Source organism: Ignavigranum ruoffiae (genome assembly GCF_023195815.2).
Classification (GTDB): Bacteria; Bacillota; Bacilli; order Lactobacillales; family Aerococcaceae; genus Ignavigranum; species Ignavigranum ruoffiae.
Genome location: NZ_CP096206.2, coordinates 1,053,011 through 1,071,998, shown reverse-complemented (window position 1 = coordinate 1,071,998; position 18,988 = coordinate 1,053,011). Strand labels below are relative to the sequence as shown.

The window sequence follows — 18,988 nt, the reverse complement described above, 5'->3', positions numbered from 1 at the left end:
ATTGTATATTTCGGCTAGGAGGAAATGAAATGTCGCAAAGTAAAGAAGATTATTTAAAATTTATTTATGAACATAGTCAAGACAGTCTACTTTCAAATAAAGAAATTGCGGCAGGTTTAGGCATTGCTCCTCCTTCAGTGAGTGAAATGATGGCCAAGTTAACTGCTGAAGGGTTGGTTGAATATAAGGCTTATCATGGAGGCAAGCTGACCCCATTAGGAGAAGCACATGCTCGTGATATATTACGTAAGCACGAGATTTGGGAATATTTCTTAGCCCACAAATTAGGCTATGGTCCCAGGGAAGTTCATGAATTAGCTGAAGTATTAGAGCATGTGACACCCGCCGATTTAGCCGACCGGCTGGCTCAATATATTAATTTCCCAGAGAAGGGGTGAGCGACCATGTCTTTGGAACGAACCCTTTTGATGAATCAACTTTTTGCTTATTATGGTAACCTGTTGACCGATAAACAAAAGGAGATGCTCTCACTCTATTATGAAGAGGATTACTCCTTGGCTGAAATTGCTGAGCATTATCAGATTAGTCGGCAAGGAGTCTTTGATAATATCAAACGTGCAGAACAGGCTTTAGAGAACTATGAAAGTCAATTACATCTTCTGCAATTGCGCAATCGTCGCTTAGAACTCTATCAACAACTCAACCAACAGCTGCAAAACCAACCTAGCCAGCATGTGCTTGATGAGTTGATTAAACTTGAATATGAATTGTAAGGAGTAAAGATTTATGGCATTTGAAGGATTATCTGATCGATTACAAGGGGCAATATCGACGGTTGGTAAGGGAGGTAAGATTACTGAAGCCGACCTCAAACAGATGATGCGTGAAATTCGTCTGGCGCTCTTAGAAGCCGACGTCAATTTCAAAGTTGTGAAGTCATTTGTTAAACGGGTGAACGAACGTTCATTAGGGACCCAAGTATTAGAATCTCTTTCTCCAGCCCAACAAGTTGTCAAGATTGTGGATGAGGAATTAACCCAATTGATGGGGGGCGAACTCGTCCCATTAAACCTAGCTAAGCAACCTCCAACCGTCATCATGATGGCAGGTCTACAAGGGGCCGGTAAGACCACGACTGTTGGTAAATTAGCTAAGTACCTGTACGAGAAAGAAAATATTAAGAAACCTTTGCTGGTAGCTGGCGACGTTTATCGTCCAGCGGCGATTGAGCAATTAAAGACTCTAGGTCAACAATTAAATTTTGAAGTCTTTTCATTGGGAACTTCGGTGTCACCGGTGGAGATTGTCGAACAAGCCTTACGACAAGCACGCATTAACGGCAATGAAGTCGTCTTAATTGATACGGCCGGTCGTCTTCATGTCGATGAGAAGTTAATGCAAGAATTGGCCGATATCAAAGCAGTGGCTCAGCCCGATGAAATTCTATTGACCGTCGATGCGATGACTGGTCAAGATGCATCGAATGTGGCCAAAGCCTTTAATGATGACTTAGATATTACAGGGGTAATTATCACTAAATTAGACGGCGATACCCGGGGCGGGGCAGCCTTATCGATTCGTGAAATTACCCATAAACCGATTAAATTTACTGGTCAAGGTGAGAAGCTCGATGCCCTAGAACCTTTCTATCCAGATCGGATGTCTAGTCGAATCTTAGGCATGGGCGATATGATGACCCTGATCGAGAAAGCTCAGGCAGACTTTGATGAGGCCAAAGCAGCTGAAATGGCCGACAAAATTAAAGATGCTAGCTTTGACTTTAATGATTTTATCGACCAGATGGATCAAGTTAATAAAATGGGGCCAATCAAAGATTTAATCAAGATGATTCCTGGCATGAGCAAAATCAAAGAATTAGATGAGCTGAACGTTGACGAGAAAGATATGGCTCATATCAAAGCCATTGTTCAGTCGATGACACCAGAAGAACGAGAAAATCCTGATCTGATCAGCCAAAGCCGACGGAAACGGATTGCGAAAGGTGCGGGTCAAGATTTAGCCAAAGTCAACCAGTTAATTAAGCAATTTAATCAAAGTCGGCAAATGATGAGCCAAATGTCTAACGGCAAAATGTCGGGTATGAAGAAGATGATGAATCAGTTTGAACAGATGTCTGGTGGGGGTGGCCTACCTGGTCTAGGTGGTGGATTCAACCAAAAGGATTTTATGAGTCCCGAACAATTACAGGCCAAAAGACAAAAAGACAAACTTCGTAAAATGATTAAAAAGAAACGCAGAAAATAATTTTGCCGTAAGTGTCTGTGAATTAGACAATCTTTTGCTTTCAAATGTACAAAGGTAACCGGATATTTATCTAGAAACACACTTAATTTCTAGGTAGATATCCGTTTTTTTATTTTGACCGAGTGATTTACATTGATGTTTTATATTATACTGTTGATTATCTTTTAAGGATGAGTCCAAAATACTTTAAAAATTCCAAGTATTTGTTAATCTATGATTGATTGACCGATAAACGTATTGTCTTAATTTTTCGAAATTAAGTCATTACTGTTATTTTTGACAAAATTTCTAAGAGGTTTTGCGACAAGGGGAACCAGACCCCCAAAGGATACTAAAGTCAAAAGGCTTGCTTTTGAAAATAAGTCGTGGTATATTTACTTCGAATTCGAAATTAACATTTAAAAGGAGCGTATCATAATGAATGAATTAAAAGGTATTCACCACGTTACTGCGATTACTCATGATGTTAAAAAGAACTATCATTTTATGACGCAAATTCTGGGCATGAGATTGGTCAAAAAAACCGTAAATCAAGATGATATTTATACTTACCATACTTTTTATGCTGACAATATGGGGAATCCTGGAACGGATTTAACTTTCTTTGACTTCCCTCAAATTCCGCAAGGAACTCACGGTACTAACTCTATTTCAAGAATTGGTTTACGTGTGCCTAATGATGCAGCCTTAGAGTACTATCGTGATCGGTTTGATCAATATGGGGTTAAACATGAAGGCATTTTCGAATTATACGGATCTAAAATCTTGAAATTTGAAGAAGAAGATGGCCAAAGATATCAATTGTTCTCTGATGAACATGACCATGGTGTACCTGCGGGCACTCCTTGGAAACAAGGGCCAGTTCCAGAAGAATTCGCTATCTATGGTTTAGGTCCGATTGAAATTACCGTCTCTTATTTCGATGATTTTAAGATGTTACTGCAAGAAATTTATGGCATGACGATTCATATTGAAGAAGATGATGTGACTGTCTTTGAAGTGGGCCAAGGGGGTCATGGTGGTCAAGTGATTCTACGCCGTGATACGACCAGTCCGGTAAGTCGCCAAGGTTATGGTGAAATACACCATGTTTCTTTCCGAGTGGAAGACCATGAAGCCATCCAAGCCTGGTTAAATAAATATATGGAACGAAATATTCGTAACTCCGGCTTGGTTGATCGTTTCTTCTTCGAAGCCTTATATGCGAGAATCGGTCATATTTTAGTTGAAATTTCTACGGATGGACCTGGTTTCATGGGCGACGAACCTTATGAGACCCTTGGAGAAAAATTATCCTTACCACCATTTTTAGAAAAAGATCGCGAATATATTGAACGTCAGGTTAAACCATTCAATTCAGTTTGGACCGGTAAAAAAGATTAATGAATCACAATGAGGAGGGTTATGATGGAACATCTATTTAGCCAAGGTCAAGATGCCGAGCATACGTTAATCTTGTTCCATGGCACTGGTGGAAATGAAGAAAGTTTGATTCCGATTGCTCAGACCATAGCCCCTCAGGCAAATTATTTGGCAATTCGTGGTGAAATTAACGAACAAGGGTATCTTCGCTTTTTTAGACGTTATGATGATGGCTCTTACGACCTAGAAAATCTGGACCAACAGGGACGAAAAATTAATGATTTTCTAAATTGGGCCAGTGATCATTATCATTTTGATTTGACTCAGGCCATCTTTGTCGGCTTTTCAAATGGGTCAAATATAGCCAGTCATCTCTTGTTTCAATTAGGAAGCCCTGTGAAGCGAGCCATCTTAATGGCTCCTTTGTATCCCTTGGATTTTAACCCTGAATTAGATTTGTCCAGTAAAGAAATATTTTTGTCGATGGGTAAACAAGATCCTTTATGTTCTATGGAACAAAATCAGGCCTTGTTGGCAAAGCTTGAACAAGCTCAAGCTCATGTCCAATATACTTGGGTGAACAGTCATGAAGTTACTTTGAATAGTTTGAGTGAAATTAAACAATGGTTAGTAAATCTTGGCATAGCTTAAAGTATTCAACCCATGAGAAATTCTAAAAATCATCTATGCGATAAATTTACAAAAAAATTCAAGCTGTAAAGTAAAAGTACTTTACAGCTTATTTATTTTCTGTTAATATATCATCTTGTAAGATTGAACTGAAAGAGGTGAAATGAATGTCTGTAAAAATTCGTTTAAAACGTATGGGTTCTAAGAAACGTCCTTTCTACCGTGTGGTTGTAGCGGATTCTCGTTCTCCACGTGATGGTCGTATTATTGAACAAATTGGTACTTACAATCCAGTTTCTGAACCAAAAGAAGTTAAGATTGATGAAAGCTTAGCACTTAAATGGTTACAACAAGGTGCCCAACCTTCTGACACAGTGCGTACTTTATTATCTGCTCAAGGAATTATGAAGAAATTCCATGACGGTAAATTAGAAAAATAATGCTAATATTCATGCCTTACAATGATTAGAAAAGGTGAGATAATGCCAAATATCGAGAAACTTATTAGAACGATGGTCGAACCGATAATTCAATATCCTGAAGATTTTGTGATTGAAATTAAAGATACGGATGAATTCAAAGAGTATCATCTTCTGCTAAATCCGGAAGATATTGGTAGAGTCATTGGACGAAAAGGCCGGGTTATTCGAGCTATTCGTACCATTGTATACAGCATTCGTAATAAAAATGAAAAACGTAGTCGCATTGTAGTTCAAGATGAAGTTGAAGAGCAAGATTAGCATTGCCAGCCAAACAATCTGACTTTCTAGCAGGTTCACTTGATAGAAAATAGATTTCGTTTGAATTCAACTTTAGCTTGTGTTTGAGATCTACTGGATAACCCTTAGGCAAGACATTGTCTGAGTGGTTAACCAGGTGGGTCTTTTTTTATGGAGGAATTTTTTCTTGTTATAGCAGTGTGGATAACTTTGCTAAAAAAATGAATACTCTTGGAATCCATTTAGGTCAGGGCAGCCAGAAGAGTGACCACTAAATATGTGTTGGTTATGGCTGCAATAAGTTATAATAGAAGGAGATTGGGGGAAGAAGATGGATAAAATACGTATTGCTCGAATTGTGAATACATTTGGGATTAAGGGTGAATTGAAAGTATTAGCGGAGACCGATTTTCCAGAACAACGCTTTGCTAAGGGACAGACCGTATATTTGATCAATCAAGAAAATCAACTAGCCGCAAAGATTGAAACCGCCCGTCTCCATAAGGGTTCATATATTGTTAAGTTTCAAGGGATTGAGCAGATCAATGACGTAGAGTCGTATAAAGGGGGTTGGCTGGCGATTAATGCTGGCCAACAAGAGGATCTGGCGGAAGATGCTTATTATTACCATCAGATTATTGGCTTAGAAGTGCTGACTACTGAGGGCGAAAAGATTGGCAAGATTAAAGATATACTTGCTTTGGGATCAAATGACGTCTGGGTCGTTCAACGAAAACAAGCCAAAGATGTCTTAATTCCTTATATTGATGACGTGGTTAAAGAAGTGAATCTTGAGAATTCAACGGTGACCATAGAATTAATGGAAGGACTTATGGATGATGAAGATTGATGTTTTGACCCTCTTCCCGGAAATGTTTGCACCGATGAATTATTCCATGATGGGTCAAGCGCAAGAGCGTGGCTTGTTAGAGTTCCAGGCTCATGATTTTCGTCAATATGCGGTAAATAAACATGGGCATGTTGATGATTATCCTTATGGTGGCGGGGCCGGCATGCTCCTTAGGGTGGAGCCCATTGTGGCCATGTTAGAAGAACTACAGCGTCAACATGGCCGTCCTAATCGGATCATCCTAACTGATCCAGCGGGGCAACCCTTTAGTCAAGATTTAGCCCAAGAGTGGTCTAATGATCAGTATTTAATCTTTATCTGTGGTCACTATGAAGGCTTTGATGAAAGAGTCCGCCACTATGTGACTGACCAAGTTTCCCTAGGAGATTATGTCTTGACTAACGGCGAATTACCGACCATGGTCATGATGGATGCTGTTGTGCGCTTAATCCCTGAAGTCGTTGGCAATGCTGACTCATTAATCCATGAATCTCATCAACAATGTTTGTTAGAATATCCACAATACACCCGTCCCCAGAATTTCCGTGGGATGGAAGTCCCGCCGGTCTTACTAAGCGGCCATCACGAGCATATCGAACGTTGGCGACGCAAGGAGGCGCTCCGCAAAACCTGGCATCACCGACCTGATCTACTGAAACAAGGGTCCCTATCCGACGAAGATCAACGCCTCTTAGATCAAATCCAGCGAGAAGATTCAACGTCTAAGACCTCATCGACAAGCCAGCAAAAACCTTAAGAAAAGTAAAATTGTCCTTTACAATCGCGATGATTTCTGTATAATTGTAAGAGTGGTTTCACCACATGAATACGAATATTCCGCTGAATGCTAGGCATTGAATGAATATTTTGGGAGGAGAAAAAAGATGAGTCGTAATCCAATTATCGAAAAAGTTACTCAATCACAATTGCGTAATGATATTCCTGAATTCCGTGCTGGAGACACTGTCCGTGTCTATGCCTTGATCGTTGAAGGTGAACGCGAACGGGTTCAGTTATTCGAAGGCTTAGTGATTAAACGCCGTGGTGCTGGAATCAGCGAAACTTATACAGTTCGTAAGATTTCCAATGGTGTTGGGGTTGAACGTACATTCCCATTACATACACCACGTGTTCAAAAGATTGAAGTACTTCGCAAGGGTCGCGTTAGACGAGCTAAACTTTACTATATTCGTAAGTTGGCTGGTAAAGCTGCCCGGATTAAAGAACGTTCTTAATCTAATTAACCAAGATTTGGTCTTTGACCGGGTCTTGGTTTTTTTGTTGGAATGAACTTCCATAGTTGGAAATAATATTCGATATGATATACTTAGAGCAAATATTGAAAAGAACAGGTGGCTAAAAATGTCGAAGATTCAAGAAAATTTTGAACAAAAATTAAAATCAGTGGATATTCCTTTTAATTATCAAGAAATAGAGGATGGGCACCACCTTTATCGCTTTACTTATCAGCTGAGCAAAAGTCGAAAAGTCATTGTTGAAGTGATTATTCAGGAAGCAGAGACCGACTTTGTGGATGGACAAATCATCTATCGTCAATTACATCAACTGGCCGATCGAAGCCTGGAAACAAAGGCCCTAAGCCTATTGAACGACTTAAATGGGATGCGAACAGGTTATTATGCGCTCTATTTAGCTGGCGATGGCGAAATTTTCTTAAGAAACTTGGTTCGACTTGGTCAAGATCCAGAAGCTTTCTATGAAACGATTGTGATGGGATCTGCAATTGCTAAGGCATTAATTCCTGATATTACCCGAGCTCTGGGTAAACCGGCAGAATAAAGGCGGTAGGACAAGATGTTTAATCGGTATTTGGCCAAATCCCGGCTGTTTAATTTGGCTTTCCATGGTTTGATTGTGATTTTTGCAGCGCTTTGTTTTGGGATTGCCTTGAACTTTTTCTACATTCCTGGCGATATTTACTCGGCTGGAATTTTAGGTTTTGCCCAATTAATTGCCTATGTGATCAATCATTTCACCAGTATTCCTTGGCAGGCCCAGACAGGGACGGTTAACTTAATTATCAACATTCCATTAATTATCTTGGGCTTTATGAAATTGGGCAAACGCTTTACCTTGCTAACCTTGGCTGTAGTGTTCGCCACTTCTATCATCTCTAATATGATTCCAGTGATTCCAATTTCTTCAAATCCGATGTTAAATGGTGTGGTTGGGGGCGTCCTGTGTGGGACTGCGGTCGGTGTCTGTGTCAAATATGGCATGTCAACTGGCGGATTAGATATTGTGAGTGTCGTCTTAAATCGCAAGACCGGTCTCAATGTCGGCTCACTGTCATTGATTATGAATTCCTTGCTCTTATTTGGCGTCGGTTATGTTTATGAATGGGAATTAGCCCTATACACTTTGATTGCCATGTATGTTAATTCTCGCATGGTCAATGCGATTAACAATAATGATCAACGCTTGACGGCCTTTATCATTACCGAAAATATTGATGATGTGGTTAGCTCTCTCTATCAACATATTCACCGAGGAATTACTGTTATCGATGGACGGGGAGGCTATAAACGGTCACCACGAAAGATTATCATGGTGGTCATCAACCGTTACGAACTTTATGATCTCCAATCGGCTGTGCATCTTAGTGACCCCAAAGCCTTTGTCAATATTGTTCAATCTCAATATGTAGGCGGAAATTTCCTCAATCGCCAACAACAAGATTTATTGAGAGAGCGTAAGCAAACCTTGAAAATTAAATAATAAAAAGCGGAGAAGCTAGCTAGATACCTTTCTGGCTATACTTTCCCGCTATTTTTTTATGGTTATATTTTAGAACCGAGTATACTAAGCTATTTGGTTAATAGCAATAAAATATTCTAATCAAAGGCTTGAGGTAAATAGGCCTGCAAATCAAAATATTTTATCAGATATTTGGCCAAGCCATCTGCTTGGTTGCTATATTCGGTGACATCATTGGCAATGGCTTTGACTTCTTCAGTTCCATTGGCCATAGCGACGCCAAGACCGGCGTAATCTAGCATTTCAAGATCATTATTCTCGTCACCAAAGGCAAGAATCTTTTGACGAGGAATATGATAGAAATCAGCAATGCGTTTGACCCCGACGGCTTTGTTAATTCCTACGCTAACAATTTCTAATAAAGGCAGAATCCCGCCCCAAGTCCGAATCGAAACTTGGTCGCCATAATGTTCCAAGACGCGGTCGCGAACCAGGGCTTGTTTCTCTTCTGGACAGAAGATAGCGAGCGCGGTTGGATTCTCAGTTAAGCTGCGGCGAGATAAGAGCTCAATCTTAGCTCGATCTTTGGGATAGAAGGGTGAATCAGGAATATTGAGCGTGGAGGAGAAGAGACGGTCTTTCCCTTCAACGGTTAACATATCGATTCCTAATTCATCCTGCCGAGAGAATAAATCGAAAGCCAATTCCTTATCGAGTTCATTATGATAGTGCCCTAACCATTCAGCCTTGTCAGGAAAATGGCACAAGGCACCGTTGAAATTCACCATTGGCGATTGTAAACCAATCTGATAATAAATATCCTTTGAATTGCGGAAAGGTCTTCCGGTGACGATACAGACCATGTGTCCCATTCTGTCCAATAGACGAAGGGTTTGAATCGTTAATAGACTCACTTTGGATTCATTATTTAAAGTGGTTCCGTCTAAATCAATCGTGATTAAATGTTGTTCCATGTGCAGAACTCCTTTCACTTACCGATCGATTATATCGAATTTCGTCAATGAGCTCAATCCTTGGAATTTGAATGATGGAAATTTTACTTCAAATTTGTTACATTATGATTAACCTAGAAAAGGGTGAAACAATGAAAAATGAACAATTATACAAAGCCTTAGAAAAAGTCATTGACCCTGAATTGGGCATTGATATTGTCAATTTGGGTTTAATTTATGATATTGATTTTGATGAACAAGGAACTGCCAAGGTGCTGATGACCTTAACCACCATGGGCTGCCCATTAATCGATATGATTGCCTTTGATATTGAAAGAGCCTTGTTAGCAGTCGATGGAGTTGAGAAAGTTGAGATTGAATTGACCTTTGATCCGGCCTGGTCGATTGATCGGATGAGTCGCTATGCCAAGATTGCTTTAGGAGTGTCCCTATGATCCAAATTTCTCAAGAAAAGATTCAACACATCCCCGTTATACGGATTAATTTGCAGGATCAGACTCAGCAAGATCAGCAATCTGTAGTTATCGCCTACCATGGCTGGACACATTCGAAAGATGAAGATGTATTACTAGGGATTGAGCTGGCCAAACAAGGATTTATGGTGATCATGCCCGATGCCCCTCAACATGGCGATTACCCACATCGGCAAATTCCAGTCAATCCCATGATTTTTCCTGAAATATTATTAGCTGCGGTCAACGATGTTTCTTTAATTTTAGATGAAATCCAGACGAAAAATTCTGATCATTCAGCGATTTATATCTGTGGAATTTCTATGGGAGGAATCATTACTGGCATGTGTTTAAGTAGGTATCCTCAGCTTAACGGGGCAGGTATATTGATGGGGGCCACTCATACTAGTGGTTTTATTCAAGCTTTAATTGAACATTACCAAGTGCCTGCTGAATTGGTTCAACAAGCACAAATTCAAGAAGCAATCCGACAACTTCAAGCTTTGGATTTATCTCTTCATCCAGATCACTTAGGGAATCGGCCTTTATATCTTTGGCACGCTCAGAACGATAGTACGGTTCCATACCGTTTCAATCAGGATTTAATCACTTATCTAGAATCCCAGCCCTTAGTCAAAGATCGAAAAATTCAAATTGATCAAACAGGGGGTCATAAGGTCCCTTATCAACGAATGATTGAATTGGCTAACTTTTTTAAGCAAGTTGATCAGTAAAAAGTGTTGACCTTTCCTGACCAATGCGTTATACTATGATTAAGCTCAAGTCTGAGCTTAGTTTTTTACTTTGAAAAGTTTGACTATTATTGACATTAGAAAAAGGGGTGTCAAGATGATTGATAAAATGACGACAACCATGCAAACAACTTTGGGCCAAGCTCAAAATATTGCCATGGTTCGTAAACATCAAATGATCGACCTATATCATCTTTGGCTGGCTTTTTTACAGCCAGACCATCTAGCCTATCAATGGTATGATGAACTGGGAATCGATTTGAAAGAGTTTAAGAAATTTATTGAACAACAAATTGACAAAATCGCTATCGTTGAAGGAAGCAATATTGCTTATGGTCAACAGATTTCACCGAGTTTGAACCGGCTTTTAGCCGATGCCGGTCAATTGGCTGAAGAACGTGGTGACCAGTACTTGGCTACTGAAATTGTTATGTTAGCTATTTATAAACAGAAAAATCATCCGATTACCGAATATTTATTAAATCATCAATTGGATGAAAACAAATTCTTAGCAAGAATCGAAAGTTTGAGAGGGGGAGAAAGTGTGACTCAACAAAATCAAGAAGAAACTTATGAAGCCTTGAGTAAATATGCGATTAACTTAAATGATGCGGTAAAGCAGAATAAATTAGATCCAGTCATTGGTCGGGACGAGGAAATCCGCGATGTCATTCGGATATTAACCCGCAAAACAAAGAACAATCCGGTGCTAATTGGTGAACCCGGTGTAGGTAAAACCGCCATCGTTGAAGGACTAGCTCAACGGATTGTTCGTAAAGACGTGCCAGAAAATTTAAAAGAAAAACAACTCTGGTCACTGGATATGGGAGCTCTGATTGCTGGAGCCAAATATCGGGGCGAGTTTGAAGAACGATTAAAAGCCGTCTTGAAAGAAGTTAAAGATTCCGAAGGCGAGATTCTATTATTTATTGATGAAATCCATAATATTGTCGGCGCTGGTAAAACTGAGGGATCGATGGATGCGGGGAATCTCTTGAAACCGATGCTAGCTCGGGGTGAATTGCACATGATTGGGGCAACAACTCTCGATGAATACCGGCAAAATTTCGAAAAAGATAAAGCCTTAGAACGTCGGTTCCAACGAGTATTGGTTAAAGAGCCGGATGTGGAAGATACCATTACAATTCTTCGAGGACTTAAAGAACGCTTTGAGATTCACCATGGGGTCAATATTCACGACAATGCCTTAGTATCGGCGGCGGTTCTTTCTAACCGCTATATCACCGACCGTTTCCTTCCAGATAAGGCGATTGACCTCGTTGATGAAGCCTGTGCGACCATTCGGATGGAATTGAATTCTATGCCGGTTGAAATTGATATAGTGCGCAGAAAATTAATGACGTTAGAAATCGAAGAAGCGGCCTTAAAGAAAGAAACCGATGAAGCCAGCAAGAAGCGTTTGGCGATTCTTCAAGAAGAATTAGCCGAATATCGTGAACAGATGGAACAACTTCAATTACGCTGGGTTAAGGAGAAGGAATCGGTCAATGCTTTAAGGGATAAACGGCAAGCCTTAGATGAAGCGCGTCATGCTTTAGAAGAAGCTGAAAGTGAGTATGATTTAGAGAAAGCTGCTGAATTACGTCATGGACGAATTCCTCAATTAGAGAAAGAATTGCGCACACTTGAAGCTTTTCAAGAAGAACACGCTTCTGAAAGTCGTCTAACTCAAGAAGTGGTCACCGAAGATGAAATCGCCAAAGTAGTTGGTCGTCTAACCGGAATTCCGGTAGCTCGCTTGGTTGAAGGAGAACGAGAAAAATTACTTCATTTAGGCGAAACCTTACATCGTCGGGTAGTGGGCCAAGATGAAGCGATCGAATTGGTATCAGAAGCGGTCTTAAGATCGCGGGCTGGTATCCAAGACCCTAACCGGCCGATTGGTTCCTTCTTATTCTTAGGTCCAACAGGTGTTGGGAAGACTGAACTAGCTAAATCACTGGCAGAGAATTTATTTGACAGTGAAGACCATATGGTGCGTTTGGATATGTCTGAATATATGGAGAAACATTCCGTATCGCGTTTGGTGGGTGCACCTCCAGGATATATCGGCCACGATGAAGGTGGACAACTTACCGAAGCTGTTCGCCGATCACCATACACCATCTTATTATTGGATGAAATTGAAAAAGCCCATCCCGATGTCTTCAATATTCTGCTACAAGTGTTGGATGACGGACGATTAACCGATTCAAAAGGTCGAGTGGTTGATTTCAAAAATACCGTCGTGATTATGACCAGTAACTTAGGTTCTGATCTGTTACTTGAAGGCGTTGATGACCAAGGTCAAATTGATCCAGAAACCCAAATGCAAGTCAAAACTCTACTTCGTGGGCACTTTAAACCAGAATTTCTAAACCGAGTGGATGATATCGTCTTATTCTCTCCACTGACTAAAGACAATATGAAGGGCATTGTTAATAAGTTCATGGCGGAATTAATTCACCGTCTAGCGGATCAAGATATCACGTTAAGTGTGAGTGAAGCTGTTAACCAATGGCTGGCTGATGAAGGTTATGATCCGGTCTACGGAGCTCGACCACTGAAACGTTTTATTACTAAACAAGTTGAAACTCCATTAGCCAAGGCCATCATCGCAGGTGAAATCTTGCCGAACACTCAGGTAGAAATCGATTTAGAAGATAACCAAATCGTCTTTAATACATTGTAGTAGTCTGAAATAAACATGACTTATAAATCCTAGATTGAAATGCTGGGGTTTATAAGTCTTTTTTGTTTTGAGAAAGAATAGGCTGTAGGTAAGTAGTGGATAAGCTCGAAATGGGAGACCAAATAATATGAATTCTTAGCTCTAATTATAATTTTTGTTTAGATGATCTTTCTTCATTTCTCTTGTAGTTATTTCAAAAACTTGTCATAATAGCTATACATCTATAGAGAGGGTAAGTGAATGAAAGATATTAAAAAGATTGATCGATTGATTCTAAAGTATTTGTTACTTTTGGGCTTATTAGCCATTATTTTATTGAATCTAAATTGGCTTCATGGTTTTCTGTTAGCTTTACTGAATATCTTGCGACCGATTATTTTGGGCTTTGTCTTAGCCTATATTGTGAATATCTTAATGGTCAAGATTGAAGCCTTGCTGGCTCCCCGAAGTCGGCAAAATTGGCTACAGAAAATTCGCCGTCCCTTGGCCATGGTGTTGTCCTATATTTTGATTGTTTTAGTTATTTATTTGGTACTTTCTCTAATTATTCCGCAATTATATTCGGTAATTGTTGAGTTTATTGACCTGATTCCTTTAATTTTGACCTCTATTAAACAATGGGTCATAGAGAACGAAAATCTTATCCCACAATTGCGGACAGCCATTGAGAACGCTGATGTTCAAGTCGACCAGATTATGGCTAATCTTTGGAATGTGGCCAATGATTTTACCAGTAATATTGTAGGTACGACCTTGACGACGGTTGGATCTGTCTTTGCTTTATTAGTGAATGGTTTGTTATCTTTTATGATCTCACTATATGTACTCTTGGCGAAAGAAAGACTAGCTAGCCAAAGTTCGCGCATTCTACATGCTTATTTACCTCAATCCTGGGTCAAGAGAATCTTCTATGTCTTAGATATTGTTAATGATTCTTTCAAACATTTTATTAGTGGCGAAGTGGTGGAAGCTTTCATTCTAGGCATTATGGTGACTCTCGGGATGTGGGTCTTGCAATTCCCATATGCTGGCATGATTGGGGCACTCACAGGTTTCACCGCTTTGATTCCCTTAGTGGGGGCTTACATTTCAGGGATTATCGGCTTTCTCTTGATATTTGTGCAGGATCCTTTGCAAGGTTTGATGTTTTTAGTCTTTATTATTATCTTACAGCAAGTCGAGGGGAACTTAATCTATCCTAAAGTAGTCGGAAGTTCGCTGGGATTACCTGGGATTTGGGTACTTATTTCGATTACACTAGGCGGTGGCCTTTGGGGTGTGGTTGGTATGTTAATTGCAGTACCGCTAGCTTCAGCAATCTATCGTTTGATTGCGAATGATGTTCATCAGCGGGAAAGTGGAATTCCTCTCATTGACGAGGATAATCGAGGGTAGTTTTAATAAATCTGTGATATACTTTTATTAAGAAAGGGGGAGTCTGATGATTGTATTGCTCTTGGGAATTGCTTGTTTAGTGGCTTCACTTTTTTATAAACGCAAAATTTTCTGGATGCTGCTTGCTTTGCTTTGTTTTGCCTTTCATTTTGAAGTATTTGTCATGACAGGTTCAGCGAGCAATATTAATTTTTCTTCACAGAATTTCATGAGTTTTATTTGTTATCTTTTGGGTATTGTGATGATCTGGACCGAGTTATACATTCCCGATTTTGGGGTATTAGGCATGATCGGCAGCTTTACCAGTGTCTTCGGTTTGTATATGTATCATGATGATTGGCTCAGGGTCTTAATGATTGTCTTAGCGGTGCTGGTATTGATTGGTTTGGAATGCCTCTTCTTTATCAAGGCTGGTCGACAATTTGAGGTTCCCTCGATGTTTGTACTCGATCAACGTTTAGGCAAGGCAGAAGGCTATTCAAGTCATCAAGATTATCCTGAAATTATCGGTTTAATCGGGACAGTGGTGATGGACCTTCGTCCGGTCGGACGTGGTCGGTTTAACGGTGAGACATATGAAATTATTAGTCAACAAGGATTTATTGCTAAAGGTCGCGCGGTTCGGATTGTTAAAGTGACGAATGGATCAATTTATGTGATTGAGGAGGAAGCTTAAATGGATGAAGTATTTAATAGTGGAAATACGGGTTGGATGACCTTCGCCATTGTTATTATTGCGATATTAATTTTATTAATCATATTCTTTCGGTTTGTGCCGATTGGTTTATGGATTACGGCTTACTTTTCCGGGGCCAAAGTTTCCATCGGAAATTTAGTAGGGATGCGACTCAGAAGGGTGGCTCCATCAGAAATTATTCGCCCTTTAATCAAGGCGACCAAAGCCGGTTTAGATTTAACAACCAATGAATTAGAAGCCCATCATTTAGCTGGTGGTGATATCAACCAAGTGGTCGATGCCTTGATTGCCGCTCAACGGGCCAACATCGATTTGGAGTTTGAGCGAGCTGCCGCCATTGATTTAGCTGGACGAAATGTATTCGAAGCCGTTCAGGTCTCAGTCAATCCTAAAGTGATTGAGACGCCTGTGATTGCCGGGGTGGCAATGAACGGGATCGAAGTTATGGCTAAAGCCAAGGTAACCGTCCGGGCTAATATTGAGCGTCTGGTCGGAGGTGCCGGTGAAGAAACAATCATTGCCCGGGTTGGTGAAGGGATTGTAACTACGGTGGGTTCTTCTGAAACTCACTCGATTGTCCTAGAAAATCCGGATTCCATCTCCCAGACTATTCTTCGTAAAGGTTTAGATGCCGGGACAGCGTTTGAAATTCTATCCATCGATATTGCTGACGTCGATGTGGGGCGTAATATCGGTGCTAAATTACAAGCAGATCAAGCCAATGCCGATAAGAATGTAGCCCAAGCTAAGGCCGAAGAACGTCGCGCCTTCGCCGTAGCCGAAGAACAAGAAATGTTAGCAGAAGTTCAACGGATGAGAGCCAAGGTGGTTGAATCTCAAGCTGAGGTACCTTTGGCGATGGCTGAAGCTTTCCGTAAAGGTCAACTGGGTGTGATGGATTACTATAAATTGAAGAATATTGAATCCGATACGAATATGAGAGAATCTATTGCTGGAACTGGTGAGAAGAGCAACAATCAACAAGAAAAGAGGTCCTAATCATGTTTGCCATAATTGGCCTGATCGTGGATGTACTTGTTTTTGTCGGAGTCTTCCGTCTGTTGTCCAATTTACTGAAGCGGGCCAAGGATAAAGAGAAAGAATCAGAAACGACCGCTTTAAACTCTTTGCAGAATTATATTCCTGAAATCAAAAAATCAGCGAACCATACCCAACGCATCGAACAGGTGGATCCAAACCTAAGTCCTCGATTGCAACAAGATTTACGCCAGAGACAGGCAGCCGCCCAACAAGTCCGACAAAAGAAAATCAAAGTGAAGGAAGAACCGCTTCAACCACTTGTAGAACCTGAGGTAGAAAATAAGGATTCCATGATGCTTGTGGTTGAGAACCAGGCTGACCAGACAAAAACTCAGGCGCCAAAAGTCGGATCGGATTTGATAAGCTCAGCCCAAGATTTACGTCGCGCAGTGATTCTTAAAGAAATTCTTGATAAGCCTTTAGCTATTCGAGAAGAATGGTAAAGGTACAATCATTTACTAAAACAAGATTCGCAGATTAACTTAGACAAGTTCCATAGAAAAATAGGAATTGTGGTTGCAAATAAAAGGTAGATACCATATAATATGAGACGGTGTAAAAACCAAAACACACGCTTATTAATAGTTGATGGGGTGCTTTCTCACGGGAGTTCATCGACTAGTCGCGATAAGCGGAGGAAAAAACCAAAATGGAGGAAATAGAATGTCTGTTATATCTATGAAGTCTTTATTAGAAGCAGGTGTTCACTTTGGACACCAAACTCGTCGTTGGAACCCTAAGATGAAACGTTACATCTTTACTGAACGTAACGGCATCTACATCATTGATTTACAAAAAACTGTAAAATTGATTGATGAAGCTTATAACTTTGTTCGTGATGAAGTAGCCAACGGAGCTGTTGTCTTGTTCGTAGGAACTAAGAAACAAGCTCAACAAGCGATTGAAGAACAAGCTATTCGTTGCGGTCAATATTATATTAACCACCGTTGGTTAGGTGGATTATTAACCAACTGGGAAACAATTCAAGCCTCAATCAAACGCTTGAAATCTATTGAAAAGATGGAAGAAGATGGTACTTTTGATGTCCTTCCTAAGAAAGAAGTTCAAGAATTACGTAAAGAGCTTGCTCGCTTAGAAGCTAACTTGGGCGGTATCAAAGATATGCCACGGATTCCAGATATTATCTACATTGTGGATCCTCGCAAAGAACATATTGCGATTCAAGAAGCACATAAATTACATATTCCTATCGTAGGAATGGTTGATACGAACTGTGATCCTGATGAAATCGACTATGTAATTCCTTCAAATGATGATGCAATTCGTGCCATTAAGTTAATCACTACTGGCATTGCTGATGCAGTTGTTGAAGGTAACCAAGGCGAAGCCAATGATGTAGAAGAAGAAAATTCTGACAAACAATTCTTCGATAACTTATTCGAATCAGAAGAAGCAAGCTCAGAACAAGCATAAGGATTTTAACAAAGTCTTAAATCAGGAGTACTTGGGTCTAATCACCTTAGGCCTGGCTTAAGACTTTTTTAATAAACTTTTTTAGATAATTCAAGGAGGATGTATTAAATGGCTAAGATTAGCGCAAAACAAGTTAAAGAATTACGTGATATGACCGGTGTAGGTATGATGGCTGCCAAGAAAGCTTTAATGGAAGTGGATGGAGATATTGACAAAGCTGTAGACTTCTTAAGAGCTAAAGGTGTCGATACGATGGCTAAGAAAGCAGATCGCATTGCTGCAGAAGGTTTAGCAGCAACTTATGTATCTGGTAATACTGCAGCCATTGTTGAAGTTAACTCTGAAACTGACTTTGTTGCCAAGAATGAAAGCTTCCAAGAAATGGTTGAAAAGATTGTTAAAACCATTGTTGAACAAAAACCAGCCGACAATGAAGCGGTACTTGGTTTGGACGTGGATGGCCAAACAGTTAAAGACTTGATTATTGAAAATACATCCAAAATTGGTGAAAAATTATCTTTCCGTCGTTTTGCAATTTTAGAAAAAACTGACAATGATGTATTTGGTGAATATATCCATGCGGGCGGACGGATTGCTGCCTTAGTACTCGTTGAAGGTATGCAAGATGAAGAAATGGCTAAAGATGTAGCAATGCATGTGGCCGCAATTAATCCACAATATGTATCAGCTGACCAAGTACCTCAAGAAGTTTATGACCATGAAAAACAAATCCAAACTGAAAAATCATTAGCCGAAGGCAAACCAGCCAATATCGTAGAAAAAATGGTTGAAGGTCGGATGGGCAAATTCTTAGCTGAAATTTCCTTAGTCGACCAACCTTTCGTTAAAGATAGCGCCTTGACTGTAGCTAAATACTTGGCTGAAAAAGGTGGAAAAGCTAAATCCTTTGTACGTTTTGAAGTAGGCGAAGGTATGGAAAAACGTAACGACGATTTTGCAGCTGAAGTTGCTTCACAAATGGGCAAATAATTAAGCTTAATTCAACCCCAGTTATACTGGGGTTATTTTTTAGAAAAAGGAAGGGT

General features: G+C 40.1%; 22 protein-coding genes. 21 read left to right on the top strand and 1 reads right to left on the bottom strand.

The annotated features are described in order from the left end of the window. The first annotated feature begins 29 nt into the window (after positions 1-29). The 12 genes from M0R79_RS05130 (at position 30) to M0R79_RS05075 (ending at position 8,526) form a co-directional block, all read left to right on the top strand. Positions 30-398: a metal-dependent transcriptional regulator gene (locus M0R79_RS05130; RefSeq protein ID WP_092569686.1), complete on the top strand. Its 369-nt coding sequence runs from the start codon at positions 30-32 to the stop codon at positions 396-398. A gap of 6 nt (positions 399-404) precedes the next feature. Continuing rightward, positions 405-734 carry a YlxM family DNA-binding protein gene (gene ylxM / locus M0R79_RS05125; protein WP_248416104.1) on the top strand — a complete coding sequence of 110 codons (330 nt, stop codon included), beginning with the start codon at positions 405-407 and terminating at the stop codon, positions 732-734. A gap of 13 nt (positions 735-747) precedes the next feature. Further along, entirely contained in the window at positions 748-2,226 is a 1,479-nt protein-coding gene (ffh, locus tag M0R79_RS05120; RefSeq protein WP_092569690.1) for a signal recognition particle protein, read from the top strand. Between the two features lie 417 nt (positions 2,227-2,643). Next, on the top strand, positions 2,644-3,609 hold the full coding sequence (locus M0R79_RS05115; protein ID WP_200793390.1) for a VOC family protein: 966 nt from the start codon (positions 2,644-2,646) through the stop codon (positions 3,607-3,609). A gap of 24 nt (positions 3,610-3,633) precedes the next feature. Next, on the top strand, positions 3,634-4,239 hold the full coding sequence (locus M0R79_RS05110; RefSeq protein WP_092569694.1) for an alpha/beta hydrolase: 606 nt from the start codon (positions 3,634-3,636) through the stop codon (positions 4,237-4,239). A 146-nt stretch (positions 4,240-4,385) separates the two neighbouring features. Then, entirely contained in the window at positions 4,386-4,658 is a 273-nt protein-coding gene (gene rpsP / locus M0R79_RS05105) for a 30S ribosomal protein S16 (protein WP_092569696.1), read from the top strand. 21 nt (positions 4,659-4,679) lie between these two features. Then, complete coding sequence (locus M0R79_RS05100; RefSeq protein WP_510729519.1) at positions 4,680-4,958, top strand: KH domain-containing protein; 279 nt, start codon at positions 4,680-4,682, stop codon at positions 4,956-4,958. Between the two features lie 310 nt (positions 4,959-5,268). Next, positions 5,269-5,787: a ribosome maturation factor RimM gene (rimM, locus tag M0R79_RS05095; protein ID WP_092569700.1), complete on the top strand. Its 519-nt coding sequence runs from the start codon at positions 5,269-5,271 to the stop codon at positions 5,785-5,787. Continuing rightward, on the top strand, positions 5,777-6,544 hold the full coding sequence (trmD, locus tag M0R79_RS05090; protein WP_248417188.1) for a tRNA (guanosine(37)-N1)-methyltransferase TrmD: 768 nt from the start codon (positions 5,777-5,779) through the stop codon (positions 6,542-6,544). The genes rimM and trmD overlap by 11 nt, the downstream gene beginning before the upstream one ends. Positions 6,545-6,671: 127 nt before the next feature. Further along, a complete protein-coding gene (gene rplS / locus M0R79_RS05085) occupies positions 6,672-7,022 on the top strand; it encodes a 50S ribosomal protein L19 (RefSeq protein WP_092569702.1) in 351 nt (116 codons plus the stop codon). Positions 7,023-7,149: 127 nt separating this feature from the next. Then, entirely contained in the window at positions 7,150-7,587 is a 438-nt protein-coding gene (locus M0R79_RS05080; RefSeq protein ID WP_092569705.1) for a hypothetical protein, read from the top strand. 15 nt (positions 7,588-7,602) lie between these two features. After that, positions 7,603-8,526 (top strand): YitT family protein, encoded by a 924-nt coding sequence (locus M0R79_RS05075; RefSeq protein ID WP_092569707.1) that lies wholly within the window; start codon positions 7,603-7,605, stop codon positions 8,524-8,526. Between the two features lie 116 nt (positions 8,527-8,642). Here M0R79_RS05075 and M0R79_RS05070 read toward each other — a convergent pair whose 3' ends face one another. Beyond that, positions 8,643-9,479, bottom strand: a complete 837-nt coding sequence (locus tag M0R79_RS05070; protein WP_092569709.1) for a Cof-type HAD-IIB family hydrolase — start codon at positions 9,477-9,479, stop codon at positions 8,643-8,645. A 104-nt stretch (positions 9,480-9,583) separates the two neighbouring features. On the opposite strand from M0R79_RS05070, the gene M0R79_RS05065 reads away from it, so the two are divergent. The 9 genes from M0R79_RS05065 (at position 9,584) to tsf (ending at position 18,932) form a co-directional block, all read left to right on the top strand. Beyond that, positions 9,584-9,913 carry a metal-sulfur cluster assembly factor gene (locus M0R79_RS05065; RefSeq protein WP_092570283.1) on the top strand — a complete coding sequence of 110 codons (330 nt, stop codon included), beginning with the start codon at positions 9,584-9,586 and terminating at the stop codon, positions 9,911-9,913. Next, positions 9,910-10,665, top strand: a complete 756-nt coding sequence (locus M0R79_RS05060; RefSeq protein WP_248416106.1) for an alpha/beta fold hydrolase — start codon at positions 9,910-9,912, stop codon at positions 10,663-10,665. Before M0R79_RS05065 ends, M0R79_RS05060 begins: the two co-directional genes overlap by 4 nt. 115 nt (positions 10,666-10,780) lie before the next feature. Beyond that, a complete protein-coding gene (gene clpB / locus M0R79_RS05055; RefSeq protein WP_092569713.1) occupies positions 10,781-13,375 on the top strand; it encodes an ATP-dependent chaperone ClpB in 2,595 nt (864 codons plus the stop codon). A 240-nt stretch (positions 13,376-13,615) separates the two neighbouring features. After that, the gene (locus M0R79_RS05050) at positions 13,616-14,770 is read left to right on the top strand and encodes an AI-2E family transporter (RefSeq protein ID WP_248416107.1); all 1,155 of its coding nucleotides are present in this window, start codon (positions 13,616-13,618) and stop codon (positions 14,768-14,770) included. A gap of 46 nt (positions 14,771-14,816) precedes the next feature. Continuing rightward, positions 14,817-15,446, top strand: a complete 630-nt coding sequence (locus tag M0R79_RS05045; protein WP_092569717.1) for an NfeD family protein — start codon at positions 14,817-14,819, stop codon at positions 15,444-15,446. 36 nt (positions 15,447-15,482) lie between these two features. Next, a complete protein-coding gene (gene floA, locus M0R79_RS05040; protein ID WP_200793395.1) occupies positions 15,483-16,466 on the top strand; it encodes a flotillin-like protein FloA in 984 nt (327 codons plus the stop codon). A 2-nt stretch (positions 16,467-16,468) separates the two neighbouring features. Next, positions 16,469-16,951, top strand: a complete 483-nt coding sequence (locus tag M0R79_RS05035) for a hypothetical protein (RefSeq protein ID WP_248416108.1) — start codon at positions 16,469-16,471, stop codon at positions 16,949-16,951. Between the two features lie 220 nt (positions 16,952-17,171). After that, on the top strand, positions 17,172-17,942 hold the full coding sequence (rpsB, locus tag M0R79_RS05030; RefSeq protein ID WP_092569723.1) for a 30S ribosomal protein S2: 771 nt from the start codon (positions 17,172-17,174) through the stop codon (positions 17,940-17,942). Positions 17,943-18,050: 108 nt separating this feature from the next. After that, positions 18,051-18,932, top strand: coding sequence for a translation elongation factor Ts (tsf, locus tag M0R79_RS05025; RefSeq protein ID WP_092569725.1), 882 nt, complete (start codon positions 18,051-18,053; stop codon positions 18,930-18,932). Positions 18,933-18,988: the final 56 nt, after the last annotated feature.